Annotated in this window: 25 protein-coding genes; 13 read left to right on the forward strand and 12 right to left on the reverse strand. The window is 62.3% G+C overall.

Annotated elements, in window-relative coordinates; all coding sequences use genetic code 11:
- Positions 1–38 precede the first annotated feature (38 nt).
- The 3 genes from GC162_00380 to GC162_00390 are packed head-to-tail and all read right to left on the reverse strand — an operon-like array spanning position 39 to position 3,684.
- Entirely contained in the window at positions 39–1,565 is a 1,527-nt protein-coding gene (locus tag GC162_00380; GenBank protein MBI1367086.1) for a hypothetical protein, read from the reverse strand.
- Positions 1,562–3,133, reverse strand: coding sequence for a hypothetical protein (locus tag GC162_00385; protein ID MBI1367087.1), 1,572 nt, complete (start codon positions 3,131–3,133; stop codon positions 1,562–1,564). The genes GC162_00380 and GC162_00385 overlap by 4 nt, the downstream gene beginning before the upstream one ends.
- Positions 3,130–3,684: a sigma-70 family RNA polymerase sigma factor gene (locus GC162_00390; protein MBI1367088.1), complete on the reverse strand. Its 555-nt coding sequence runs from the start codon at positions 3,682–3,684 to the stop codon at positions 3,130–3,132. Before GC162_00390 ends, GC162_00385 begins: the two co-directional genes overlap by 4 nt.
- A gap of 382 nt (positions 3,685–4,066) precedes the next feature.
- Here GC162_00390 and GC162_00395 point away from each other — a divergent pair, with 382 nt between their 5' ends.
- The 9 genes from GC162_00395 to GC162_00435 all read left to right on the forward strand — a co-directional run bounded on the left by GC162_00395 (position 4,067) and on the right by GC162_00435 (position 13,374).
- Complete coding sequence (locus GC162_00395; GenBank protein ID MBI1367089.1) at positions 4,067–4,993, forward strand: hypothetical protein; 927 nt, start codon at positions 4,067–4,069, stop codon at positions 4,991–4,993.
- Between the two features lie 253 nt (positions 4,994–5,246).
- Positions 5,247–7,589: a hypothetical protein gene (locus GC162_00400; GenBank protein MBI1367090.1), complete on the forward strand. Its 2,343-nt coding sequence runs from the start codon at positions 5,247–5,249 to the stop codon at positions 7,587–7,589.
- 321 nt (positions 7,590–7,910) lie between these two features.
- A complete protein-coding gene (locus GC162_00405) occupies positions 7,911–8,171 on the forward strand; it encodes a hypothetical protein (protein MBI1367091.1) in 261 nt (86 codons plus the stop codon).
- A gap of 98 nt (positions 8,172–8,269) precedes the next feature.
- Entirely contained in the window at positions 8,270–8,884 is a 615-nt protein-coding gene (locus GC162_00410) for a hypothetical protein (protein ID MBI1367092.1), read from the forward strand.
- A gap of 242 nt (positions 8,885–9,126) precedes the next feature.
- Complete coding sequence (locus GC162_00415) at positions 9,127–9,654, forward strand: hypothetical protein (GenBank protein MBI1367093.1); 528 nt, start codon at positions 9,127–9,129, stop codon at positions 9,652–9,654.
- A 224-nt stretch (positions 9,655–9,878) separates the two neighbouring features.
- Complete coding sequence (locus tag GC162_00420) at positions 9,879–10,055, forward strand: helix-turn-helix domain-containing protein (GenBank protein MBI1367094.1); 177 nt, start codon at positions 9,879–9,881, stop codon at positions 10,053–10,055.
- A 92-nt stretch (positions 10,056–10,147) separates the two neighbouring features.
- Positions 10,148–11,575, forward strand: a complete 1,428-nt coding sequence (locus GC162_00425) for a tyrosine-type recombinase/integrase (protein MBI1367095.1) — start codon at positions 10,148–10,150, stop codon at positions 11,573–11,575.
- Between the two features lie 135 nt (positions 11,576–11,710).
- Entirely contained in the window at positions 11,711–12,859 is a 1,149-nt protein-coding gene (locus GC162_00430) for a Fic family protein (GenBank protein ID MBI1367096.1), read from the forward strand.
- A gap of 14 nt (positions 12,860–12,873) precedes the next feature.
- Positions 12,874–13,374: a hypothetical protein gene (locus GC162_00435; GenBank protein ID MBI1367097.1), complete on the forward strand. Its 501-nt coding sequence runs from the start codon at positions 12,874–12,876 to the stop codon at positions 13,372–13,374.
- A 16-nt stretch (positions 13,375–13,390) separates the two neighbouring features.
- On the opposite strand, the gene GC162_00440 is transcribed toward GC162_00435, so the two are convergent.
- Positions 13,391–15,184 (reverse strand): hypothetical protein, encoded by a 1,794-nt coding sequence (locus GC162_00440; protein MBI1367098.1) that lies wholly within the window; start codon positions 15,182–15,184, stop codon positions 13,391–13,393.
- Between the two features lie 644 nt (positions 15,185–15,828).
- Between GC162_00440 and GC162_00445 the strand changes: the two genes are divergently transcribed.
- The 3 genes from GC162_00445 (at position 15,829) to GC162_00455 (ending at position 18,299) form a co-directional block, all read left to right on the forward strand.
- A complete protein-coding gene (locus GC162_00445; GenBank protein ID MBI1367099.1) occupies positions 15,829–16,281 on the forward strand; it encodes a hypothetical protein in 453 nt (150 codons plus the stop codon).
- Between the two features lie 145 nt (positions 16,282–16,426).
- A complete protein-coding gene (locus GC162_00450; GenBank protein MBI1367100.1) occupies positions 16,427–17,368 on the forward strand; it encodes a DUF692 family protein in 942 nt (313 codons plus the stop codon).
- Between the two features lies 1 nt (position 17,369).
- A complete protein-coding gene (locus GC162_00455) occupies positions 17,370–18,299 on the forward strand; it encodes a hypothetical protein (GenBank protein ID MBI1367101.1) in 930 nt (309 codons plus the stop codon).
- Between the two features lie 27 nt (positions 18,300–18,326).
- Here the strand turns inward: GC162_00455 and GC162_00460 are convergent, their stop codons facing one another.
- The 3 genes from GC162_00460 to GC162_00470 are packed head-to-tail and all read right to left on the reverse strand — an operon-like array spanning position 18,327 to position 20,036.
- Positions 18,327–18,569 (reverse strand): hypothetical protein, encoded by a 243-nt coding sequence (locus tag GC162_00460; GenBank protein ID MBI1367102.1) that lies wholly within the window; start codon positions 18,567–18,569, stop codon positions 18,327–18,329.
- A 13-nt stretch (positions 18,570–18,582) separates the two neighbouring features.
- A complete protein-coding gene (locus GC162_00465) occupies positions 18,583–19,380 on the reverse strand; it encodes a hypothetical protein (GenBank protein ID MBI1367103.1) in 798 nt (265 codons plus the stop codon).
- Positions 19,377–20,036, reverse strand: coding sequence for a sigma-70 family RNA polymerase sigma factor (locus tag GC162_00470; GenBank protein MBI1367104.1), 660 nt, complete (start codon positions 20,034–20,036; stop codon positions 19,377–19,379). Before GC162_00470 ends, GC162_00465 begins: the two co-directional genes overlap by 4 nt.
- A gap of 105 nt (positions 20,037–20,141) precedes the next feature.
- On the opposite strand from GC162_00470, the gene GC162_00475 reads away from it, so the two are divergent.
- Positions 20,142–20,819: a redoxin domain-containing protein gene (locus GC162_00475; protein MBI1367105.1), complete on the forward strand. Its 678-nt coding sequence runs from the start codon at positions 20,142–20,144 to the stop codon at positions 20,817–20,819.
- Here GC162_00475 and GC162_00480 read toward each other — a convergent pair.
- Genes GC162_00480 through GC162_00500 form a run of 5 tightly spaced genes read right to left on the reverse strand, consistent with a single transcriptional unit; the run spans position 20,803 to position 26,672 of the window.
- Positions 20,803–22,239, reverse strand: a complete 1,437-nt coding sequence (locus tag GC162_00480) for a PQQ-binding-like beta-propeller repeat protein (protein MBI1367106.1) — start codon at positions 22,237–22,239, stop codon at positions 20,803–20,805. The two genes, GC162_00475 and GC162_00480, sit on opposite strands and share 17 nt — an antisense overlap.
- A gap of 29 nt (positions 22,240–22,268) precedes the next feature.
- Positions 22,269–22,802 (reverse strand): thioredoxin fold domain-containing protein, encoded by a 534-nt coding sequence (locus GC162_00485; GenBank protein MBI1367107.1) that lies wholly within the window; start codon positions 22,800–22,802, stop codon positions 22,269–22,271.
- Positions 22,803–22,835: 33 nt separating this feature from the next.
- Complete coding sequence (locus GC162_00490) at positions 22,836–23,540, reverse strand: DUF4159 domain-containing protein (protein MBI1367108.1); 705 nt, start codon at positions 23,538–23,540, stop codon at positions 22,836–22,838.
- Positions 23,541–23,551: 11 nt separating this feature from the next.
- Positions 23,552–26,179: a DUF255 domain-containing protein gene (locus tag GC162_00495; protein ID MBI1367109.1), complete on the reverse strand. Its 2,628-nt coding sequence runs from the start codon at positions 26,177–26,179 to the stop codon at positions 23,552–23,554.
- Positions 26,154–26,672 (reverse strand): hypothetical protein, encoded by a 519-nt coding sequence (locus GC162_00500; GenBank protein MBI1367110.1) that lies wholly within the window; start codon positions 26,670–26,672, stop codon positions 26,154–26,156. Before GC162_00500 ends, GC162_00495 begins: the two co-directional genes overlap by 26 nt.
- Positions 26,673–26,701: the final 29 nt, after the last annotated feature.

A 26,701-nucleotide genomic window follows, 5' to 3' on the forward strand; every position in this document is an offset into this window, starting at 1 on the left:
TCTATCCGCCAGGATTAGAAGGCGCGAGCGGTGTCATCTCAGTACGCAATACGGTCGTGCGCTTTGTCAGCGCGACCGGATGACGACGGACGATTCATACCTTTTCGACGGCGCATCGCGGCGATCATCAGCAGGGCCAGCCCGCCCGGAAGGGCTGCGGGAGTGGGGACGGCCGCCACCGTCACGAGCAACCGGCCGGTGCCGCTGAAAAAGGTGTCATTGATATGCGTGGCGCCGGACCCGCTGGCGCCCCACGTTCCAGCGGCCTGCTGGACGCCGTTGAGGAACAGGGCGCCGATGGTGTCGATGCCGCCAAAGTTGAGATTGAACGTAGCCCCGGACGCCACGAGCACATTGGCCAAGTCCGCCAGATACGTCTGATTGATGCTCAGCGTGCCGGCGCTGATGGTGGTATCACCGGTATAGGTGTTGGAGCTGGTCAGCGTGAGGGTTCCGGCACCGAGCTTGGTCAGACCGCCTCCACCGCCGCCGTTGAGCAGGGCCTGGGCGATGGTGATGTTGAAGCCGTTGGTGTCGATGATCGCCCCGCCGCTCTGAACATTGGCAGCGCTCAGACCCGACATGAAAGCGGCGTTGGTGCTGCGGGCCTTGAGCGTGCCGCCGTTGAAGTTGAAGGTGGCGGTATCGGAGGCGTTGGCCTTGTTCATGCTGTCGAGCGTCAGCGACCCGCCGTTGAGATTGACGGTCGACGTCTGGTTGGAACCTGCGGTGTGGCCGAACTGGAGAGTGCTCAGGGTCACGGCGGCCGTGCCGCTGACATTGAGGATACCGGTGCCGCGGGTGGCCAGGACGGTAGTGCCGGCGGTGGAGGTGAACGTGCCGCCGCTGAGGTTGAGCGTGCCGCTGCTGCCGGTGCCATCAGCGATCCAGAGCCCAAATGTGCCGCTGACGTTTACGGTCCCGCCGGTCTGATTGAACACGCCAGCGCCGGCGTCGCCCACCATCATGCCTGCGTTGCCGCCGGTGAAGGCGATGCCGCCGGTATTGAGCGTGAGGGTTCCAGCGTTCACGTTCACGGCTCGATTTGTATTGTTCACGGTGGCGGTGATCGTCCTGCCATCCAGTTGCACCGTGCCCGCGTCGATTACAAATTGATTCGCCTGGAAGTTTCCGGCGCCAGACAGGATGAGCTTCCCGGCGTAGCCGGATTTGCCGAAATGGATGGTGTTGGTCCCGGCTTTGGTCAAACCGCTTCCGATCGTGGCCATCGCGCCGTCGACAACATAGAACGCCGGCGTGGTCGGGTTGCCGATCTGGATGACACCACCGGTCAGGTTGTAGCCATTAGCGTTGAACGTCAGGGAGTTTGCGTTCTCTGGACCGGCATTGACATTAACCACTCCGCCGGTTCCCTCGAACACCGCGTCGTTAAAAGCACCCCATGTTACGTTGTAGGGGCCGCCGCTCGCGTTGCTCCAGTTCATGGTGGCATTGTCCCATGGGTTGGGCCCTCCGGCATCAGTGAAAAACTGATTTGCCGCAAACACCGGGACGGCGGCAAAAGAAAGGGTCAGCACGACGGTCATAGCGACGACGAATTTCATGGCAATCTCCTATCGCCCGGATTGATATTGTTTTCCGCCGATGGGCGAGATGGGTCGGAAATGGTGTGCGGTTGAGCCGGTTTGCCGGCAAGATACATGGCGTTAATCTGCTGAGCGGTCATGGCGTCGCGGCTGAGCAGCACCTCGTCAAAGCGAGCGTGCAGACCGCGAAGTAAGGTGTCGAAGTCCGCCGGGACGCCCGTCGGGTTCCAGTTGCCGATGCGCGCCGGGCCGATGGAAATCTCGCCCCGCTGGTCGGGCGGGACGATTTCGTGGTGGACGAGCTGGCCGTCGCGGTAGAGGTCCACGAAGCCCGCGACGTGATCGATGACCACGGTAAGGTGCACCCACCGATTGAAATCCTCAGGTCCGATGAGCACGGGCGTCTTGATATCGTTAGCGCCGATGAAGGCGCAGGCGAAGCGGCCGTCACGCGTCAGATGAAGGTGCATGCCTTGGGCTACGCCGTCCGTGGCGAACAGGTCGTTGAGGTCGTGGTCGAACGACTGGACATTGACCCAGGCGGCGAAGGTCAACTGCATGAACTGGCCGGGGATGTCGACCGCCATGTAATCGTCGCGGCCATCGAACGCCAGGGCAGGTTTGCCCGCGAAACGGCCATCGGCGCGTTTCGGATCGCCGCCCAGCACACCAACCGGGTGCTCGTCCGCGAACGACTCGTACAACAGCGTGTCGCTGTCGCTGCGTAGCGACTCCGCGAACTGCTTCCATCGTTCGTAGGCGTGTTCATCGGCAAACGCCCCGCGCATCGGGTCGATGCTTTCAACCTGTCCGCGGACGAAGCGGATCGCTTGACCAGCGATGAGCTCGTGCGATTCGCCCGCGAATTCAACACGCACGCGGCCTTGAAACACATCGACATCGGTCGAGGCGTCGGGGGCGACAGACGCGCCGAACTTGGTGCCCAGGTCGATAATGCGGATGCCATCCGGCAACCCGACGGCGAAACCCTGAACATCATGCGGCACATCGAAAGTCGCCGAGCCATGGGTCAGCGTCGCAGACTGATTCGAGTGCATCGCCAGCGTGGTATTGCCGCTGAGCTTGACCGAGACCCGATTCGTCAGCAGCAGTTCCGCTGAGCCGGACTTGATGGAATAGGTTCCCGGGCGGTAAAAGCCGCCCTCCACGGCCGGCTGGTCATCAACGAACAGGTCGCCGGTGGATTCAATCAGGGTGGCGAATGAAGGCGAGCGATCCGGATTCGATGGATGCAGGTCGGCAGAGGGCGAGGGTCGGTACAGGAGCAACACCGCAGCCGCCAGAACAACCGCCGCGGCCAGACCCAGACCCAGCCCCATCCATCGCAGACGTCCGCCGCTGACGCGCGCGGCCTTTGAATGAGTCGCCGGCTGATCTTCCCACTTTCCAACCATTCGACTCTTATCCAGGCTCTGAAGGTCGCTCAGAAGCATCGACTGGCGCATCACTTCCCGGGCGAACGCCGGATCCGATGCGACGCGGGCCGCAAACGCATCGGCCTCCTGAGGCGAAGCGGAGTCGCTCAGCACGCGATCGATCAACGCAATGTCATCGCGCATGCTCACGCCCGAACCTCCGAAAGCCGCTGCTCGATGCACAGGCGAAGCCCGATGCGAATCCGATGCAAAAACACGGTGATGCTGTTGGGGGTCGCCGACTCATGCGTGGCGATTTCTTCGATCGGCCGCTCCTGCTCGTATCGCATCGTAAGGACTCGACGCTGGCGCTCGGGCAGCCCCTCAATGCAATGGCGAAGCGCTTCATGCCGACGTCCCCCCTCATGGGCAACGCCGATCGCGGCATCGGCCAGACTCGCCAGCACGGCGTCCCCGACCTGTCGCCGATTATCGCCCAGACGCCTCTGGTAGCCCATGACCTTGAAGCGGGCGATTGCGATGGTCCAGGCAAGAAAATCGGTCCCACGCGTAAACTCAGCAAGCTTCTGAAGGGCTGTCAGCGCCACGTCTTGCAGTAAATCATCCACCGCCGCCGGATCATGAACCGTCGCAAACAGAAACGCGCGAACCGAAGGCATGGCCTCCGTCCAATGCTGGGCCATGAATTCGGCTCGATCCTGATCTGGCGGAAATGGCGGTTGCATGTCTATACGTTCCATCCGGAGGCGGGACCTTCCGCCTACACCAAGATTGCGCAACCGACGCGAATATTACATCGAGAGTCGCCAAATACAGGACCGTGAGAAAAAAATAGCCATAAAGTATTATATTGAAGAACTTTACGCGTGACAAAATCTTTTGTTTTCCTGCCTTCTCCCGCAGTGGAACGCCCAAGGCATCTACAATTCCGACATTCACGAATCCGACGGCCCCACATCGCCATCTTGGTGCATTCGGCGCTGCCAGCGGCCAAGACCGGCGGGTCGCAACGAAGTTCAGTTCACCGGTATCGTGTGGGTATACTCACCGGATTCCCATTGTCGTGTGACCGCTGCGTTGTTCTGACGGCAATGATATCGCTCCTAATGCCAAGGCCCTCGCATGCACGTACAGACAACCATCGACCCCGAAGACTCCGCGATCCTGAATTTGCTGTCCGGTGCGCCGCAGCGTTGGACGTCCTTGGAGGCCGATGCGATGACATCTGTGGAAGAACGGGCGCTGCAACAGCTAACTGGCGCGGCGTTGGTCGAGCGACGATTTTCGGTTCGTTTGTCGCTGATCGGCCATCCGGTTCGGCTAGATGTGATGACCACGGCCACGGGCGAGTATGGTCTGGGCGAGGCGATGGAGCCAGTGTTGCGACGGGCGTGGGAACTGTGGAAGGATTTCTACCATGAGCATTCCGCGACGGCGCCCGAGGGCAAATTGCGTTTCTTTTGCGAGCAGACTGAGCCGCAGCAGTGGCAACTGACGCCCGAAGGCGTGCAGGCCCAGCAGGATGCGGCGGATGGTCAAACCAAACGAGTACTCGATTTTGTGCAAAAGCGCACGGCGGTGTTTTACGGATTGACGGTGCGCGGCTACGGTCGCGCCGAGCGAATCGAGCAAAACCAACAGCAGCAGTCGCCCACCCAAGTCGAAGTGACCAACATGGGCGAAGTGAGCGGTCCGCTATCCCAGATGGCCACTATGATGGAGCAGTTCTTCGAAAAGCTGGACACTGCGAAACAGCCCGCCGACGACATGGGCGAAAAGCGCGGCACGCGTGGTCCTCAGCGCATGAACCCGAATCACGCCTGGCGATATCTGAGTATGGTGCAGGCCTGGACGGAGGTCCAGCGACAGAATAAGGGCAAGCCGCAGCGCCAGCGAGAGTCCAAACAATCCTTCGCTCGCAAACAGGGCATCTCGGTCCGTGACCTTGACGCCATGCTGGCGTGGTATCGCAAATACCAGAAGCAGGACTGCTTCCCCGACGATCCCCAGACGCTGACGCGCGACCAACTCGACGAACTGTTCGCATAGTTCGAGACGGTTCCGCATCCATCATGAAAAAATATTCCGCCACAACTGCGCCTCGCGCAGCAGCCATCTCTTTCTATATAGATGGACATTTTCTACTGGGGGCACGTTCATCTCGGACTCCTGCCGCCATTTCAAGCGGGACGAAAAAACTGTTCGCGGCAAATATAGAAAAGGGAGGGACAACGTGTTTTTTCATCCGCGTTGTTTCATCGAGGGAATCACAGTCAGCCGCCACCCCAAAGGAGCCCTGCGCATGGAAGCGATCACCGCAACCGACCCACCCGCCTCGCTGAACGCCGCGATCGGCTATACACGGCGCGGTTGGCGCGTGGTGCCGATTCCGCACCGCTCCAAGCGACCCACCGCCACGGGTTGGCAGCAGTGGCGGCTGGACGAGGCCGACCTGCTCGACCACTTCGGCGGTCGATGCAACGTGGGTGTGCTGCTGGGCGAGCCTTCCGGCTGGCTGATCGACATTGACTTGGACCATCAACGCGCGGTGGAACTGGCTGATGATTATCTGCCGCCGACCGGGGTCATGTTCGGCCGCGTCAGCAAGCCCCGCTCGCATCGGCTGTACGTCGTGACTTCACCGGTCGCCACGAAGAAGCACCGCAGCAAGTCCGCGGGCATGATCGTCGAACTGCGTTCGACAGGAACACAGACCGTGTTCCCGCCGAGCGTGCATGAGTCGGGCGAGCCGATCGAATGGGATCGCAACGACGATCGCGTCGCTGAGCCCGCTGCGGTTGATCCCGACGATTTGCTCGACGCCATGCAACAACTGGCCGACGCCGTGAAAATCGAACTCGGCGAAAAACCCGCCCCCCGCCCCCGGAAGTTGGCTGTGGTGGCGAGTGATATGGCCGGCCCGGTCGGCACGGCTGCCGATACGTCGCGCCTATCGCTGCCGGATGACCAGCGCTTTGATGCCGCGCTACGTGCCATGCTGGCGATGGGGATTGTTGACCACCACGACGGCTCGGGACGTCTCTTCGCCGCCACGTGTCGTTGCGTCGAGCATGATCTGTCGGACGATACCTCGCTCCGCTGTATCCAAATCTACGCACGGCAGTGTCCCTTTCCCAGACCGTGGTCCGATGCGGACATCCTCAAACGCCTGCGTGATGCCGAACATCGCGTCACGCGCGGCGCTGCATTCGACCGCGATGACGATGGGCTGATTCGTCTCGGCCAGCGCGATCCCGACACGGGCAAATTGGTCCTCTCGCCACGCCGGACACTGCCCACCGCCCGCGCCTATCTCCGTGAATTCCATGATCATCCCGATGCCGCCACGCTGCGCACCTATGCCGGTTTGGTCATGGCGTGGCAGGACAATCGCTACGTCGCGATCGAAGATGCCGCACTCAAGCATCGACTTCAGCCCTGGCTTCATGATGCCCTGCGCTATGTCTACAACAAATCCACGCGGCAGATGGAACTCGTGCCCTTTGAATCGAATCCGTCCACGACCCACCAGGCGCTCGAAACGATTCGTCATTACACGCATCTCGACGCCACGACAACGCCGCCGGCATGGCTGATCGGGCACAACGAACAACCTGATCCGCGTGAATTGCTGCCGTGCCGCACGCTGAACCTGCACATACCCACCGAGCGGATCGTTCCCGCCACGCCGGCGCTGTTCACTACGAATGCCTTGGACTTCAATTATGACGCCGATGCGTCGCCGCCCGCGCGCTGGCTGAACTTTCTCCGGGATCTATGGCCGGATGATCCTCAGAGCATTGACCTGCTGCAGGAGTGGTTTGGGTATTGCCTGACTTTGGACACCCATCAGCAGAAAATGCTTTTGATCGTCGGTCCGCGCCGCTCGGGCAAGGGCACGATCGGCCGCGTACTCGCCCGACTGGTCGGCGCCGCCAACGTCTGCGGGCCCACCACAACATCGCTGGCCGGCACGTTTGGGCTGCAGCCGCTGATCGGCAAGTCGCTGGCCATCGTCTCCGACGCTCGATTTCACGGCGAAAACATTCTCACCGTGGTCGAGCGACTGCTGTGCATCTCCGGCGAGGATACGCTCACGATCGACCGCAAGCATCTGCCGTCTGTGACCATGAAGCTGCCCACGCGCTTCGTCTTCTTCACCAACGAACTGCCGCGCCTGACCGACGCTTCCGGGGCGCTGGCCGGGCGCTTCCTCACGCTGCGGTTGACACGCAGCTTCTACGGCCAGGAAGACCTTCAACTCACCGACACACTGCTCACGGAATTGCCCGGCATCCTCTTGTGGGCGCTTCAGGGCTGGCTCCGACTCCGGGAGCGGGGCCACTTCGTCCAACCCGACAGCGTGTCCGACGCGATCCGTGAACTCGAGGACTTGGCTTCGCCCGTTGGCGCGTTCGTGCGGGAGTGCTGCATGGTCGGAACAGGTCAACGGATATGGATCGACGATCTGTACGGCGCGTGGCAGGACTGGTGTCACCGCGATGGCCGCAGTGTCGTAACCACCAAGCAGAGCTTCGGCCGCGACCTGGCGGCCGTGGTGCCGTCGGTGTGTTCGCGCATGGGATCGGGCAATCGGCGATTTTACGAGTGCATCATGCTGGCAGAGGTGGCATGCGCCGTCTGAACTACATGCGCGCACATGCGCGCAACATGCGCGATCCTGGGAAAGTGCGCGCATGTAACCAGACAATCACTGGCAAGGGTTTACGACGTTACATGCGCGCACAACGCGATGTTCGGAGGTTTTCGAGAGAAATGTTTCAATCATCAACAAAGGTGCGATGCACATGTTCAAAAAGATGAATAAACAAGTGGGTAAATAGGTAGCGTGCGCGCGAACCATCGCGCATGTACGCGCATGTACGCGCAGGTTGTCGCCTTCACCGTCGGATCGGCAAGCATTGACGATCCGCACTCCAGCCCCCTCATCAAAAGGATTGACATCATGATCGATCTCGCTCACGCCCCCGTTGCGCCCGCATGGCTTGCCTCGCGACGCAAGCCCCACTGTCTGCTGTGCGGTGGCCCCACGGTGTTCACCAACATCTACATCCCCGGCAAGCAATCACCGGCTGCGCCACCGCCGGGCAAACGCCGGATGGTCATCTACTCGCTGTGCGAATCCTGCGCCGGCAAGCTCGACACGCTGTCCGAAGTGATTGAGGCGAAGATCGAGAACGAGCTTCGCGGCAGCGCTGCCATCTGACACCCAACAATACCTGTCTATGTGATTTCAACCGCCGCACCGGAATGCGGGCCTTCTGGCGCGGCATCATTCAATCTGGCCTGCACGAGGTTACCGCTATGAACTGGACCCAACAGAACAACGCCGACACCCGGATGCTCGATCGCATCGACCAGTCGCCGCTCGACGCGTCGCAGGTTGAGGGCAATCAGCAACTGGTCGAGTCCATCGACTCGCACAACCGAGCGATCACCGCGCTCACCACCAGGTTCAACAAGCTGGCTGGCGACCGCCAGGCGCTGTCAGACGCTGACAACTGGTCCGCACACGACGCCGAGGCCGTGGTGTCCGCGCGTCGCCGCGTCAGCGCTGAAGCGTGGGACGTGCTGGTGGCGCTGCGGAGGCTGCTCGATGATCGAGCCGACCTGCTGAACCAAATCGAAGCTCACATGGCCGACAAAGCCCACGGGTTGGCTGAGCAACTGGAGGAGGCGCTGCACGATGCACGCGGGTCACTCCAGCGCAAGCATCGCCAGTACCTCAAGGCCGAACCCGTTCACGGTCCGGCCTATATCGCTCAACAGGCCGAAGACGACCAGACGGTCGTGGCGCTCCGCGAGCAAGTGGATCGATGGGAGCAGGCCCTGTCGTCGCATCAGTCGCTGCGCCACCGCAACGAACAGCGGGCGGCACTCACGTTCCGCCAGCGCGAGGTGTATGAACATCTCGCTTGATACCGGCCTGCGTGCCCGATCCGGCTGTCATGACCGACGGCCGGGTCGGGCAGACACCGCGACACGTTTGTTACCGCCGATCATGATTCGCATCGGCCATGGTGTCTGGCAAAAACAACTTTGCCCGCAATGGCCGCCGAAGCTCGCCAGAGAGCGAGTTGATTCGGACATCAAAATGTATCCCAGAGCCATCGGGCGCCGCCAGGACTCGCGTAGGTACTTGGAAACGAAGAATTTTTCCGATGGCGGCGGGAACCGTCGCGTCCCACATGAGAGTTTCTTTATTAACAGGGAAAAACACCATGATTGTTAATAACCGGCAGCGCGTCATTCTGATCGGCGTGCTCGATGACAAGCAGCGCATTGCCAATCTGGATGTCGGGCAGTTCGACAACCTGCCCCGCCAGCAGCGCGGGCGCTTTCGTCTGCGTATCGCCGAGGCGCAGGCAGGGCTTGTGCCCATCGACCTGCCCGGCTGGCTTGGACGCGAACCGACCAACAGCGACCGCGTCCTGTTCCACCGTGAGTACATTCGCCTCGAAGACATGGGTCTGATCGAACGCTGCAATCTGCATGGCGGGCGGGGCGGTCGGCGCACAACGCATCTGTGCCTCACACCCGCGGGGCGCCGCCTCGCGGAGGACCTGTTGGCCGAGGCGGAACCTGACGACGAGTCCGACCCTGCGTTCGATCTGGACGCCGTGGAATTCCTGCCGATCGAGTGGCCGCCGGATACCGCGTCGGGCGCCGAAGACAACGATGTCTCGTGAGTACCGCCCCGTGGCCCGACGTTCGTCCCTGTCGCCCCCGGAAGTGGTCGGACCACGCCTCACGTTTTACGCCGTCAGCGGCGACACGGCCCAACGAGGCCAAACCGTCGAAAACCCTCCACCCGCCCCGCATCTCTTTTGCGAAAGGATTCGCACCCATGACCTCGATCTGTGATCACCCCAAGTCCGTGCCCCAACCTCGCATCACATCCGGCCCCGTTGTGATGCTCACCGCCGCCGATGTGGCGGCCATGCTCGCCTGTTCAACAAAAACTGTCTACCGAATGGTCGATCGCGGCGCGATCCCGCGCCCCGTCCGCCTCGGCGGCATGTTGCGCTGGCATCGGGCCCAACTCGATCGGTGGATTGCCGAAGGTTGTCCATCACGGTCGCGGGGCTGAATCCATCAAAAAAGCCCTTGATTTATGTTCGATAATGCCCCTGACTGTGTGGGACCGGATAGCCCAGACAGGCCCCGGTAGAGGAACCATCCATGGCGACGATCTACAAAAAGAAGTACCCGATCCCGATGCCGCAGGGCGCCGAGGTGGTGGTTCGCAACGGTCGCCGATTCGCCCGCTGGACCAATGCCAAGAACCAGACGCGCACCGCCGACGTGCTTGATGATGGGCGCATCGAGTTCGTGTCCGACTGTTGGTACATGCGTTACCGCGACGCCGAGGGCGTCATGCGACGCGGCTCGACCGGCTGCCGGGACAAGCAGGCGGCGCAGAAGAAACTCGCCGATGTGCTCGCCGATGTGGAAAAGGTCCACGCCGGCATCATCACGTCGCAAGAGAAGCAGATCGCCGCACACGGTGAGCGTTCGCTGAACGCCCACCTCGACGACTACCTCCTGCATCTATCCCGTAAACGCATCCGAGGTCGCAAGGTCTCGTCGATGTATCGAACGAATCTCCGCGGGCGTCTGGATCGGCTCGTCACAGACTGCGGCTGGCGTCGGCTGCGCGACATCACGCGCGAACGTATGGAACGCTGGCTCGACGAGGCCGAAGCTGCTGAACTGGCCGCCTCGACTCGCAACGAATACCTGATCTCCCTGTCGGCGCTATGCAACTGGGCGGTCAAGACCGAACGCCTGTCCCGCAATCCCGTGGCCGGCATCGGCAAGGCGGATCGATCCTCGGATCGCCGGCACGTGCGCCGAGCGCTGACCGCCGATGAAGTCGTGCGCTTGCTGGATGCATCGCGACGCCGACCCATCGCCGAGTTGGGGCGTAAACCGGTTACCTTGTCTGACGAGAATAAACGTGGCCACCGTTCGTGGACGAAAGAACAGCTGTCCGCTGACAACTTCGAGCGTTGCTACGCCGACGGACTTCAGCACCTCGCAAAACAGCACCATCGCCGCATCAATCTTGAAACCATCGGCCGCGAGCGTGCGCTGTTCTATCTGCTGGCCGTATCCACCGGCCTGCGCCACGGCGAGCTGGCCAGTTTGACACTCGGCCAGTTGCACCTGAATGCCGAGCCCACGCCGTATCTCGAACTCAACGCCGAAGATGCCAAGAGCGGTCATGGCGCGAACATCCCCTTGCGTGTCGAAGTCGTCGACGCGTTGAGCCGCCATCTGGCGGATCGACCCGGCGCCCATTACGAGGACAAACTGTTTGTCAATCCGCCCGTCATCCGCATCTTCGACGCCGACTGCCAGGCCGCCGGCATCCCGAAAACCAATGAGCGCGGCCGCGTTGTCGATATTCATGCTTTGCGATCGACCTTTTGTACCCACCTGGCCGTAGCGGGTGTTCATCCGCGCACCGCCATGGCCGCCATGCGACACAGCCGCATGGAACTGACGATGGTCCACTATACCGATCCGACCCTGCTCGACGTCGCCGGCGCGGTCAATTCCCTGCCGGCGTTTGCCAGTCCCAATGCCACCCGTCGGCTTGTATGACTACCAGATCGGGCATTGCACCATCGCTGGGGTTTGTGTTTACCCCGCGAATAATCCAAGGCGTTATTTTCGATATTGGCTAATCTCAAAAACAACAAACTTGCTTATTTTCGCCGCCGCAGGTAGCTTGGCAGTATGTACGGCAAACCCCACGGCTCCGGCAGGTTGATCAAGTGTCCCGGCGGGTACGAGGCGTTCGTCCCGAATCCGCTGCCGCTGGAGGTCGAGTTGTCACCTCGCCTGATTCGGACGATGTCGGATGCGGACCGCCTAATCGGTCAGTTGGCTGGTGAGGGGCGAAGCCTGCCGAACCCGCACCTGCTCATGCGACCGTTCGTCACGCGCGAAGCCGTGCTGTCCAGCCGTATTGAAGGTACGCAGGCGACGCTGGGCGAGTTGCTCGCCGCCGACGCTGGAGCGGTCGTGCAGCGCAGTCCCGATGAGCTTCGCGAGGTGGGCAATTACGTCGTCGCCCTCGAGCATGGGATGCAGCGCCTGGACTCACTGCCACTGTCACTTCGATTGATCCGCGAGTTGCATGCCAAACTCATGCAGGGTGTACGTGGCGACCACGCCACGCCCGGTGAGTTCCGGCGCAGTCAGAACTGGATTGGCCCACCCGGCTGTACGCTGAACAACGCCAGCTTCGTCCCGCCGCCCGTGGATTTGTTGATGGACTGTCTCGGTGAATGGGAGAACTTCCTGCACGACCGCAGTCTGCCGCCGCTGATCCAAATCGGCATGCTGCATTATCAGTTCGAGGCGATACACCCGTTCCTCGATGGCAACGGTCGCGTCGGCCGCCTGTTGATCACGCTGTTCTTGATCGAGCGCGGCATCCTCCCCACGCCGCTGCTATACCTCAGTGCTTTCTTCGAAGCCACGCGACCTGATTACTATGATCGCCTCTCAGCCGTCTCACATGAAGCCGCCTGGGGCGACTGGCTGGAGTATTTTCTCAACGGCGTCGCCCGCATGTCCGCCGATGCTCTGACCCGATCCGAACGCATCAATGCGTTGCTGGCTGATTGGCGAAAGCAAGTCGCCGGCAGCGCGTCCAAAACAGTGGCCGTGCTCGTGGACCTGCTGGCCGAGAACCCGTTCTGGACCATCAACCGTGCCGCTGAACGTCTGGATGTCGCTTACACGACCGCTCAACGTGCAATCGAAAAGTTACAGTCCCAGGGCGTGCTCGAGCAAACCGACGATGCCCAACGTGGCCGGGTGTACTGCGCCAGGCAACTCATGGCCATTCTCGACGAACCAGCCAAAATCAGCGGGTAGCGCTGTAATGAACAATGCCCCTGCAATCAACCGATGTCGGTATGGAACGGCCGATGGTCAAACTCGAAGACATCCTCGAAGGCATCGAAATGAGTCACGACGAGTGCCAGGCTTACCTCGATCTGCGCACCGGTCGCGTCGAATACATCGACGACGATACACAATGGGCCCTGGATCACGAAGATGACCCGGCGGACCTGCCCGACTGGCAGAGCCCCATTGTCGAGATCACCCGACTCATCGACGCCGATGAGGAAGGCGAGCGTTTTCTGCCTCTGCCGAATCAATTTGACGTGCATGAATGGCAGATGATGGCCGACTTCGTCCAAACCCTCGACGACGAGGCGATCCGGCATCAACTGTCCAACGCCTGCCGCGGCGGCGGGGCATTCCGATGTTTCAAGGATATGGCCCATCGTCTCGGCGTGGAAGCGAAATGGTTTGCATGTCGCGAAGAACAATACCGTCGGTTCGCCGTCGACTGGTGCGAGGTCAACAACATCCCGTGGGAATGACCGAAAGCCCGACGCGTCAGTCCAGTCGGTCCAGCATCTTCATAAAGTTGCGTTTGCGTTTGTGCGTCGCGCGGACCTCGGCCAGATATGCGGCGAACTGCTTCCGCTCGCCCAGTTGGATCATGAGCTGACCGATCGTACGCACCAGTCCGGTCGCTTCACGGTAGGCATCGTTGCCCGTCTGGTTGACCATGGGATCGATCTGCTTGCGGTAAATGGCCAGTGCGTCAGCCGGGTGGTCCTTCTCACGATGTTTCGCCAGCGTCATCCACAGCGTATTCGAGCAGCCGCCGACCTGCGCCTCCTGCCACGCGGATTCCGCGTCTTTCTCCCAGAGATACATCTCCACCAGCAACGAATGGTCCATCGGACGGTGATACGCCCACCGGTCTTGCGAGTGCGGACGGCGCTGGGCTTCGCCGATGCGCCGATGGACGAGTTCCAGCGCCTTTTGCCGCCAATTTGACCACTCCTTGGCCTGGTCGGCGTGCTTCTTGAGATGCGTATATGTGTGCAAGCTTGGCGAACGCTCAAGCTGACCCCATATCAGCGCCATCGCTTCGTCGTGACGCCGCCGCCGGTGATATTCATCGGCGACGAAATCCTCCAGCCGCTCATCCGGTCGCCCGGCGGGTTCCTTCAAGCCACACTCAGCCCACTTCAACGCCGCGTCCGGTTGACCGTCCTGTTGATACACCTTCGCAATCTGAAGGTATCGGTAGGCCGAAGACAGATCTTTGCTCATGACCGCCACGAGTTTCTCCACATCGCCCGATGCTCTTGCCAACGACTCCATGATGGAGGTTAGCCGATAACGATTGTGGTCGTAACTGTGTCGATCCTGACCGGGCGCCAGCGGCGGCAACTTGTCCCACTCGGATTGGGCCAGTCGGCGATATTCGGTCAGCCCCTTCTTGCCCAGCACATCGGCATACGTCTCGGCGGCGCCATAGAACGTGTCGTACGACGTTTCAATCTCCCAACGAAACAAGCGCCGGGCCAACTCCTCCGGATCGGGCTTGGCAGACAGACATGCGGCGTGATGAATCTCACACAGCCGCTCCAGGATCCCGCCCATGTTGCCGCTGGAGTCGTCCATGCTACCCAGCGCCTGCTCGCAACGGGCGATCGCGTGCTCAGATAACTCGATCACTTCCGAGGCGCAGCCCTCATCCAGCAGTTCCTGAATCGAGTCGACTGCGGCATCGATCCGGCGCACAAAGTCCCACGCCGCACGATATTCCACAAACCCTCGACCGCCAATATGCGTGGCGTCGGTGATCGTCTTGCGGTAGGCGGAAATATTCGGGCCGCCTTTCCCACTACGAGCGGCGCGAAGAAACAGCTTCTGCCGCAGGTCGTCGTCCCACGGAAGCCGGTCCATGATGATCTCGACAAGCCGACTTTTATCTTGTCGCGTCAGAAAGGTACGAACGTCATCCGGCGTGATGGATTTGTCCTGCTTCTTCGCCCTGCGGCGCGAGCGTTGCCGGGCCTTCGTCGAGCCGGTCGCTTCGACAACTTCGGCCTCCCCGGCCAGAAAAGCCAGCCCCGTCGCCACGCAGTGTTTGCAGAACACGCCGTCGTCGCCCATCGGGCAGGAACACTCGCCCTCGATCTCGCCGTCCTTGACCCAGAGTTGAACTCGGTAATCATCCGTGCCGGCCACACGGGCGTGGATCACGCCGTCATCGACCAGCAGAATCTCCACCCGTTCATCATCAAAATAGCCGACGCCGCGCTCCCACGAGCGGTCATCCGTGATCTGTCGCAGGTCTTTCTTCGTAAATTGTAAATCGGAACCGGCCATCGAGGGCGCAGTTTATTGACCCGACAAGCTGGCCGCAACGTGTGGACGGCCGGCTTCTGCATCGTCGATGCCGGTGACCTTCTCGGTGCTCACTTTCACGCCCAGTGACCGTCTTGGTGCCGTAACTCAATCCGGGTTAGGCCACCGCTGTCCATCGCAGGGCAAGCACCGCCGTGCAAGACCACAATGACGGATCGCCGCAACGTGCGTGTTGGGCGTGGGTTGGGGGAGTGTTGTCCACGAGTGGCCGCGGCTGTCCGCCGCTGGCCATTGGAAGGAAAAAAGCGGGTGATGGGATTTGAACCCACGACATTCACGTTGGCAACAGCCGGCGGTGGACGCACATCGCTTTGACTCGCCGATGGTTATGTGCCTCCCAAGACGCTCGGTGACCGACTCGGTGCGGGAACGTGGGGGATGTTTGGCTCCGCTTGTCCACCTCAGACAGCCACATCCCATAGTTCTTCTCCAATAATCTTAACCGGTTGTGGGAATAAAACGCAGCCGGCGGGACTCTCTTAATAGGTGGGCACACGACTGGTGTTTACCCAAACACAACTGATGTTGGTCTCTCGCAGCTACCGTTGAGGGTCGGTGATGGTCACCGCCGTTGCACCAAGGGTGTATTTTTTGAAAGGATCACCATGGATAAGTCGAAACTGACACGTCGGAATTTCGGCATGTTGACCGCGGCCGCGTTCGGCGGGATGGCCAGCGGGGTGCTGAGCCGCCCGGTGTTCGCCCAGGACGCCAAGGACCACATACTGCTGCAGGAGCCGCATGTCTGCCGCGGGCTGAACGCGTGCAAGGGCAAAGGGGCGTGCAAGACGGCCAAGAATGACTGCAAAGGCCACAATGAGTGCGCCGGCCAGGGCGCCTGCGCGACGGCCGAGCATCACTCCTGCAAGGGCGAGAACGCCTGCAAGGGCCAAGGCGGCTGCGGGGAGCACCCCGGTGAAAACGCCTCGTGCAAGGGCCAAGGCACGTGTGCCGTGCCGCTGAGCAAGAAGGCATGGCCCAAGGCGCGGACCAACTTCGAGAAGGCCTACGAGGCGGCCTACGGCAAGAAGCCCGCCCCGGCTCCCGCGGCGGCCTGATTCCGCCGGCAACGGCGCGCCCGACGGCCGATCCCGTGCAAGTCCCCCGCTGCGCGACCCGGCCGCTCGGGCCTTCATCTTTCTCCCCCCGGACTCGACCTCGGCTTCTTGTCGAGGTCGAGTATTTCCCATGGAGTGATTCGTGATGACCCCGCCACGACTCGGTCACGACAACCTCGGCCTCGGCGTCGGGCTGCGGACGGTCCACTTCGGACACATCCTCCAGCACCAACCCCGCGTCGACTGGTTCGAGATCATCAGCGAGAACTTCATGGACTCGCAGGGCCGGCCGCGCAATGTGCTGGAACAGATCGCCGAGCGCTATCCGATCGTCTGCCACGGCGTGTCGATGAGCATCGGCTCGACCGACCCGCTGGACATGGACTACCTGAGAAAGCTCCGCGACCTCGGCCGCACCGTCAAGGCGAAGTGGATCAGCGATCATCTGTGCTGGACGGGCGTGGCGACGAAGAACACGCACGACCTGCTGCCGCTGCCGTACAACGACAAGACGCTGCGCCACTGCATCCAGCGCGTTCGCATCGTGCAGGACGTGCTGGAGCGGCCGCTGGTGCTGGAGAATCCGTCGAGCTACGTGACCTTCCGCGACTCGACGATGGACGAATGGGAGTTTCTGACACAACTGGCTGAGGAGACCGACTGCGGCCTGCTGCTCGATGTCAACAACGTCTACGTGTCGAGCTTCAATCACGACATGAATCCCGAGCAATTCATCGAGTCGTTGCCGCACGAGCGAATCGTGCAGTTTCACCTGGCTGGTCACACCAACTACGAAACCCACCTGATCGACACGCACGATCACCCCGTGATCGACCCGGTCTGGGCCCTGTACAAGCTGGCGCACAAGCTGACCGGCGGTGTGAGCACACTGCTGGAGTGGGACGCGAACATCCCGCCGTTTGAGGAGCTTCACGCGGAAGTGCTCAAGGCGAGGCATCACATGGACGAGCAGCTTGAACCCGCGGTCGGGGGTGAGTCCGAGGTGCGTGACGCCGCCGAGCAGCGCCGCAACGATGCCGGTTGGGTGCCGCATCCGTTGCACCATGTGACGCCGGAGGTCGAGTGACATGGGCGATCAACAACCGACCAAGCATGAGCCGCGCGATCTGGACGTGGTCCAGCAATGGTTTGAGTACGTGATCACGCATCCGATGGGGCCGGACGAAGCGATCCTCGGCGATCCGGCTCAGCGGCTGATCCGCATGAACCGCGGTGAGATGGAATCGGTCATCGGCCGATCGAAGAACCTGACCGCCGAGCGGCGCATCACCATCTACGCCAACGCCTACTATGCCCGGCTGCTGGAATGCCTGGGCGAATCGTTCCCCGTGCTCAAACGAACCGTCGGCGAGGAGGCTTTCAACGACTTCGCGTTCGATTATCTGCAACACTATCCCTCGCGCAGCTACACGCTGAACAAACTCGGCGATCACTTCGCGGACTTCCTGCATGAATCGCGTTGTGAGGCTGAAGGCACCCCGGAAAGTGAGTCGGCCGAGCCGGGTTTTGCGGACCTGCTGATCGACCTGACGCGACTGGAATGGACGATCGAGCAGGTGTTCGATGGCCCGGGCATCGAACACCTGCGAACGCTCACCGCCCACGATCTGGCAGTCATCTCCAGGGAACGCTTTGCGGCATGTCGCCTCGTGCCGGCGGCGTGTCTGCGATTGATGCGATTTAGTTACCCGGTGAATGCCTATTACACGGCGGTGCGGCGCGCCGTCCAAGAGGAGCATGTCGGCGTGCCGGCGGAACCGGGCGTCGAGTTCGCCGCGATCACCCGTCAGGACTACATCGTACGTCGATTCGTGCTGACCGCGCCGCAGTATCGCCTGCTGACCTGTTTGTGTGACGGGCAGACCGTCGGGCATGCGTTGGAGGCCGCCGGCGAGATCTACCCCGGCGACGATGAACAATTCGCGACCGATTTGCACCGCTGGTTCGATCAGTGGACCGCTGCTCAGTTTTTCTTACGGATTCAGACCGCATCGTGAATACAGATGTATCGGGCGGCCCGGAGTCTAACGCCGCGGTGCGAACATCAGGCATAACATGCCGCCGAGTGAGCCAACGCCCACCATCGCCAGAAGCGTCATCACCAACTGGAACTCACCCGCGGTGACGGCCACGGGACGCCGCATGACATAAAGCGTGTGCGTTCCACCCGGCGTGCCCACCATGGGAACGATCACCAGCAACGCCACCAATGCCGCCGCGGCGATAAAAAGCAGGAGATACCCCGTGATGCGGAGTCCATTTCGCATGACGATATAACGTTCAGACCGAAGCGGGCGGGACCTTCGGCATCAGTGCGAAGCCGCAGTGATCGTCGGACCACAACACGATCTGGAGTGACTGACTTGACCGGCCGATCGGCGCCGTCAGGGTTCGCCGATCAAAGCGATCCGGCAGTTGAAAATCAGGTGGACAGAATATGTAGAGCGAATAGACTTTGCCGTCGCGCATCCAGTGACTCTGGATCACATCCCGGCCGTTAATATGACACGGCCGGGCGCCGATGAGCGTGTAGCCCTGCGGGCGCAGGTCCGGCACATGAAACGGGAAGGCCACCGTCCCCATGAGCAGACGCTGAAGCTCCATGGGATTCGAGGTCTCGACAATCATGGGTCGGTGCATCAGTTGGTGTTCCACGGCGGCGATGGAGAAGTCTTCGAAGCGATCCTCGGCCCCGGCGGGTGTTAACCACCCAAAGCCAAGCCATAGCGTGGCGGCGAGCAGAACCATCGCGGCCAGCACGATCAGGGCACGCTGTGTTCCCCGACCGATGGACCAGCGACCACGATCAAACGCTTCTGGAGATTCCAACAAGTTCTTCAAACGCTGTTCCAGCGCGACGGGCGGCTGGACCCGCATCAAGTCCAAACGAAGACGTTCGTCGCCGGCGACGAGGCCGACCCATTCATTCTCCGCCCATCGGCCAGCCGCCAGCACCTCCGAGACAACTTCCAGACGCATGGGATGGTCCGGCGGCAGCACGGCACATTCGGCCATACGACGCCGCAGATCTTCGACGGCGGCGGGGGGCATGATGTTTCTGTCGGGTCGGTCGGTCATTCGGCACCTCCCAGCCGCAGCGTCGGCGAAGCGGAATTCTTATGCTGCGGGCTGGACATTTGTCCCCGGGTCTCGGGGTCGATCAGATATTTGCGCATCGTCTGGCGTGCGCGGTGAATGCGGCTGAGAATCGTGCCCAGCGGCACATGGAGTTCGTCGGCGGCCTGCTGGCAGGTCATCCCTTCGACGAAGACCATCAACAGGACCATCCGGTGCGGCTCGCTGAGCTGCTCCAGCGCCCGTCGCACGAGTTCCTCACGTGCCATGGACTCCAGTGGCTCAGTCGCATCATCGTCCACCGGATCGGCCACCGCATCCAGTGGGGTCCGAAGATTCGGCCGGCGTTGGTGCATCCGTACCGTGTGCGACCAGCGATGCCGCAGAACCCGAAACAGCCACGCCCGGGCCCGGCTGTCATCCTTGAGCGTTTCGATCGATCGCCAGGCATGATAAAACGTCTCCTGCACCAGGTCATCCGCCAAGTCGCTGCAACCACACAACCGGCAGGCGAAGCGATACAGATCCCGCGCCCAGCGGTCCACCCATTGCTCGTGTCGCTGCCGATTCCAGTCGGTACGTCGCATACCAGTTCCACCCGCTTCAGTCTCTGTATCCATAGTGCCCATCCCACACGGAGTTATTCCGCCTCGGCTCATTCATATTTTGGGCGATAGACTGCCCGAGGTCGGGAATAATTCCGCATGGGTCGGGCACAACATGTGATCTATCTGTAGATTCATCTCAAACCGCGAGGTTACGCCATGCAGGTATGGAAACTCATCTTGGCGACTGGGTGGTTGACCGTGGCAGGATGCGCCGGGACGGAGTCCGGCGCCAGGTCCACGGAGTCGACCTGCCCGATCAGGCAGGTCGTCGCTGACAGCGCGGCAGAGATTCAGCCACTGGAACTCGGCCAGACCATCCCGAACGTGAAGTTGCGACAGCCCGACGGCATATCCGTACAGACTCATGATGTGGTCGCGCTCAAGCCGACGGTTCTGGTGATCTATCGTGGTGGCTGGTGTCCGTACTGCACGCGACATTTGCGGGATCTGGCGGAAATCGAATCGCAACTGCGTGAATCCGGCTACCAGATCGTCGCGGTCAGCCCGGATCGGCCGGAGGAACTGGCCAAGAGCATCGTCAATGAAAAGCTCACGTACACGTTGCTTTCCGACAGTGACATCGCCCTGGCGAAGGCGATGGGGTTGGCCTTCCATATTGACGATCCGATGTACACCCGGCTCAAGGGGATGGGCATGGACCTGGAGCGGGCGTCCGGCCGTGATCATCACGTGCTGCCGGTGCCCGCGGTGTACCTGCTCGACAAGACGGGCACGATCCACTTCGCGTACTGGAACCCGGACTACAAGACACGACTTTCAGGCGACGCGTTGCTCGCCGCCGCCCGGAGACTGGCCGCTACTTCCGTTCGTTGATGCAATACAGGTACTGTTCGCCGCGCAGCAGCAGGTCGCCGCCGACCGGCACGGCTGAGGCGCTGAATGTGTCTTCAAGCTGATTGAGAGCCAGCACCTGCGGCTGGTCGTCGTGGCTGATCACCAGCGTCACGCCGTCGCGCGAGGTGATGTACACGCGACCGGCGGCCCCGACCGGCGAGGCGTAGACGTTGCGGATGCCCGACAGGCGAAAGGCACCCGGCCGGCCCCGCCCCGTGGCCGCGTCCACACGGGTCAGCACCCCCTGGTAGTGTGACAGGTAGTACAGCGCCTGGTCGTACGACAGCAGCGAGGGGACATACGGCGTGCCGCGGTTCGTGGACCAGGCCACCTGCTGAGTGCCGGTCACGTCGCCCGCGGCGCCGTCGAGGCGCACCGCCAGCACCGCCCGCTTGTTGTAGCTGCATCCGGCGAAGACCAGGCCGTCGCCCACTACGGGGGAGGCGACGATGTTGGACGAAAGCCCGCCACACGCCCAGATCTCATCCCCCGTCGCCAGGTCGTAGCCGCGCATCCGATTCGTGCCGGCGACGATGACCTGCACGCGACCGTCATGTTCGACCACGATCGGCGTGGCCCACGAGGTCGGCTCGTCCCGCGGCGCCTTCCAGCGGATCGCGCCGGTGCGCTTGTCGAAGGCGTAGAGATATGACTGGCCTTCGTGGTCCCAGTTGACGATGAGCGTGTCGCCATAGAGCGCCGGCGAAGCGCCCTCGCCGTGCCCGTGTTTGGTGTGCATGACGCCGAGGTCGGCCCGCCAGACGAGTTCGCCGTCGAAACCCAGGCAGTACAGGCCGTACGATCCGAAAAAGGCGTACACGCGCTCGCCGTCGGTCACCGGGGAGTTGGACGCCAGCGACGCCGACACATGCGACCCCTCGTGCGGCAGGGCCTCATGGACCATCCGCTGCCAGAGCATCCGCCCGTCGCGTCGATCGACGGCCATGACCAGGAACTGTTGGCGATGCGTGATCGGGGCGTTGTCGTGCGCGCCGGGCGCGCCGCTGTAGCGCGGCTCCTGCGCCTCGCCGACCGGCGCCGCCGCAGTCAAAAAGATGTGGTTATCCCAGACGATCGGCGTGGAGTGCCCCTTGCCCGGCGGCGAGAGCTTCCAGCGGATGTTCTCCTGCTCGCTCCATCGCACCGGCGGATCAGCCTGCGGCGCCACCCCCGTGGCCAGCGGGCCGCGCCACTGCGGCCAGTTCGACAGCGCTTGATCGCCGAGTGGCGGCGAAGCTTCGGTGGCTGAAGCGGCGACGACTTCCGCTCGTGTAAGCTGATAATCCATCCTCAACCCGCCAAGCATCTGCCGACTCAGCACGACCCATTGAACCAGCGCCACCAGCGCCAACGCGGCCAACAGAACACGAACCACTTTTTGATTACGTCGGATATACATGGCACGAGGTGATCTCAGTAACGCACCAGTCACCGGTCGTTGCTGCCTGCGTCGATCAATCGCAGGTACTTCTCAGCGTCGAGGTATCCTATGGCGCTCTGCACGGGTTGGCCGTCGGCAGCGACGATCAGCGAGGTGGGCAGGCCGGTCACGCCGTAGCCGCCGGCGACCGCCGGCTGGCGGTCCGTGTCGATCTTCACGGCGATGAACTGGTGCATTCGCCCGATGACCTTCGGATCCTGGAACGTGGTGCGCTCCATCAACTGGCAGGGCCCGCACCACGTGGCGTAAAAGTCGATCATCACGAGTTTGCCCTCGGATTTCGCCTTCGCCAGCGCCTGCGGCAGGTCCGTCATCCACTGGATTTCACCGTCCTCGACTTCGTCGGCGTCGGACTTCGACGCTGACAGGTCGGAAACCACCAAGTCGCCGAACTGTCGCGGCTCAGCGGTCTGATCCGAAGCCCGGGAAGATTGTGCCGACAGCCATACGACAGTCAGCCCGAGGGCGAATATCACGACCCCGGTCAAAGCCAGGAGAACACGGCGTGTGCGAGCGGGCATGGGATGAACCTTTCGTGATAAGAGTGTGGCCGGTCAATGCGTCAGCGCATAGGCCAGCAGGTTAACTTTCAACAGGCCGGCGTGCGCGATCTCGTGGCCGCAGCAGCATTCGCAGACCTCGCCGGCTTCGTCGGTCTCGTTCAGGCCGTTCGGGCTGAACACGCCGACCACGCGCCCCTGGTATTCGATGGCGTAAATCGGCGGGTCGGGCTTGCCGGAGACGGCGGCCAGCGCCTCGATGTCGTCGACCACGTGAAAGATCGGGTGGTTGTAGTCGAGTTTCGTCAGACCGGCTTCGGGCAGGACCTCTTTCAGTTCACGCCGGAAGCTGCTCTGCCACGGATGCGAGGCGCAGTTGGGCGAAGCCATCAGGAACCCACCGCGCTGGATGAAGTGCCGCAGGTTTCGCCGCTGATCGGACGTCAGGGTGAACATGTCCTTGCCGGCGAGGATGGCGAACGGGTATTCGTACAGCTTCGCGTTGGACAACTCGACGCGTTGAACTTCATGATCGACGGTCATGGTCGTGCGCCGATCGACCTCGGCCAAGAACGAGGCGGTGAAGCATCGCGTGGTCTTGCCGCGCGCATACGTCAGCAGGGCGACGCGTATGGGGCCGGTTGGAGGCTCTGCGGGAGGCTGATCAGCCTGCGCCCATGTGAACTCGGCGGCTTGGATCAGTATCCCCACGACCAGTACTTTCACGAGTGAACCTCGATGGATAAGTTGCATGTGCATGATGAACCTCCTTACGGTGCGGCAGATGACACGAAAAGCTTGGGATGGCGCGGCGGAGCGGTCGGAGAAGCGTCCGGATCGATCACGATCGGCAGGCGCAGCGTGTCGGTGCGCGGCTGGAGGCAGCGCGTCGCATCGCAGGCCTGCGACTTGACCACCACCTCGATCACCCCCGGAACCGTGCCCGCCCCCGAAGCCGCATCGGGATTGACCGTCACGCCGACGCGATACCAGATGCGACCTTCATAGGTGGCCAGCTTCTGCTTGATCACATCGTCCATCTTGACCACGGGCTGGGGCGCCGCGACCTGGCCCGCGGTGATCAGTTTCGACTCGGAAACGCTGACCGTCGTCGGAATCACGAACTCCACATCGGGATTCGGACCGTACAGGTGCCAGCCCTCGGCGATGTCGATCGCCAGCGCCAGATTCAGCGTCTGGCCGGGGCGCACAGTCAGGTGCGAAGCGTACAGTTTGAGCGTGATGAGGGCCTGTTCTTGATGAACATCCGGAGAATCGCTCGGATCGCCCCCGCCTCCGCTCCCGGAACTCGACGCCGGCTGTGAAGCGACGGCCGGCAGCTTCCGGGGGTTCCGGGGGCGATCCAGCCATTGCGCCGCGGCGAGGACCTCGGCCTCCATCGCGCGGGGGTTGGCCCACATGGCGCCGGACAGCGCCTTGAGGGTACGTTCAGCGGCCTCGGTGTAGCGCCGCTCGCCGGTGAGTTGAGACAGGTCGATCAGCACTTCGACCGCCACGCCGTTGGACGACGGCACGTTACCGCCGCCGGTCAGACTCTTGGAGCGCACCAGCAGATCCTCGTGGGCGTCGGCGGTGAAGAAAAAGCCGCCGGCCTGTTTGTCCTCGAAAGACGCGAGCATCACGTCGGAAAGCCGCTTCGCCTCATCGAGCCATCGCGGATCTTGTGTGGCTCGATGCAGCTCGATGAGCCCGCCGATGAAGTAGGCGTAGTCGTCGAGGTAACCGGGCAGCTTGGCCAACTCAGCACGGTAGGAGCGCAGGAGTCCGCCGGTGTCGTCGGTCATCGTGTCGAGGACGAACGCGGCGGCGCGCCCCGCGGCCTCGGTATAGCGCGACTCATCGAGCTGGCGGCCAGCGTAAGCCAGCGACGCGATCATCAGACCGTTCCAGCTTGTCAGCACCTTGTCGTCCTTGTGCGGCTGGGCCCACGTCAGGCGGCGCTTGAGCAACTGGTCGCGCATCCGCTGCATCTGCCGTAGAAACTGCCCGGCGTCCGTGCCGCGATCGGCGGCGATCTCGGTCAGCGGCCGGGTCAGGTGCACGATGTTGGCGCCCGTCGATTCACCGGTCGATTCCTCCCGGAAATTGCCGCGCGGCTGGAGGTTGTAGACCTCCGCGAACAACGCCCCGTCGGCGTTGCCCAGCACGTCGAGCACCTCCTTGTGGTGCCAGACGTAGCTCTCGCCCTCGGCGCCGACCTCGCCGGAGTCGATCGCCGAGTAGAACGCGCCGTCCGGTGAAGTCATCTCGCGCCCGATCCATCGGAAGATGTCTTCGACAGCCCGGCGGTAGCGCGGCGTCTTGGTGATCAGGTAGCCGTCGGTGTAGGCGCGCATGAGCTGAGCGTTGTCGTAGAGCATTTTCTCAAAGTGTGGCAGCAGCCAGCGGTGGTCCGTCGAGTAACGGTGAAACCCGCCGCCGATGTGGTCGTGCATCCCACCCAGCCACATCGCGTCCAGCGTCTTGGTGATCACCGGCAGCAGCTTCGGGTCCTGCGTGCGGCGATACTCGTGGATCAGCAGGCGCAGCGCGCCGTGCGGCGGAAACTTCGGCGCCGAGCCGAACCCGCCCCAGGTATCGTCGAACGATCCGACGAGCTGCGCCACGGCCTGCTGGACCAGTTCACGATCGATCAGGCGATCGGCCTGGACTCCCCGTCCGGCGCCGACCTGACGAATCGCCTCGGCCAGGCGATCGGCCTGCTGCTCGATCTCCGGGTGTCGATTCGTCCAGTAGCCTTGCAGCGTGTTGAGCACCTGGATGAACTGCTGCTTGGGAAAGTACGTGCCGGCCATCCACGGGCGCCCGTCCGGCGTCAGCCAGACCGAGTTCGGCCAGCCGCCGCGACCGGTCATGATCTGCGTGGCCAGCATGTACTGTTCGTCGATGTCAGGCCGCTCCTCGCGGTCGACCTTGATGCAGATGAAATGCTCGTTGAGGATCTTTGCGACCTCTTCGTCCTCGAACGACTGCTGCTCCATCACGTGGCACCAGTAGCACGTCGAATACCCCACCGACAGGAAGATCGGTTTGTTCTCCCGCTTGGCCTTGGCCAGCGCCTCCGGGCCCCACGCGTACCAGTTGACCGGATTGTGCGCGTGCTGGAGCAGGTACGGACTGGTCTCGTGGATCAGGTGATTGGTGTGCTTGTGTTCCCGATCGTCGGCCACGGCCGTCGACATCAGCGTCCGCACCGGCGGCTGGCTCTGTCGCCACCAGGCGGCGCCCCACTGCCAGACCGCTGCCACGGCGATCGCCGCCACGAGCCCGCACAGAATCCACTGTCTTTTGTTGAACGACTCTTTCATGGGTTCCTCGAAGATTGCGACGATTCCGGGGTGATTCCGGGGGTCAGAGCTTCGTGTCGACCGGGACATCCAGCAGGCGCATCAGTTGTTCTTCCGGCAGACGGCCCACGGCGACATGCGCCAGCCCGCCGCGCCGCACCGCCACGACGGTGTAGCCTTTGCACCGGTCGACATAGCAGTCCGATCGCGCGTGCATCGGCTTCATACCGGCCAGCTCGGTCAGAGCGTCGGACAGGACGACCAGCGATACCGGCTGCTTCTGCACGTCGTAGAGCACGAAGATCGCCCGGCGCCCGTTCAGCTCACAGGACCGCGCCCCCAGCAGGCGCGCCGATTCGGCGGGGCTCGTGACCGCCACATCCCAACCGGCGGTCTGCCGAATCCACCGACCCACTTCGTCGGGATCGTCCGTCGAAATCGTCAATGGATTGCGGCCGGACCACACCGCCTGAAGATCCTCGACCAGCACATCCGCCAACGGCTTATTCGCGCTGACCCTGATGACCGAGTACAGTCCCGCGAGCAGGCCCAGCAGCATCAGGGTCGCCAGCGATCCGACCACGGTCCGGCGCGCCGGTCGCCATGTTAACC

Source organism: Planctomycetota bacterium (assembly GCA_016125255.1).
Taxonomy (GTDB): Bacteria; Planctomycetota; Phycisphaerae; order Phycisphaerales; family Zrk34; genus RI-421.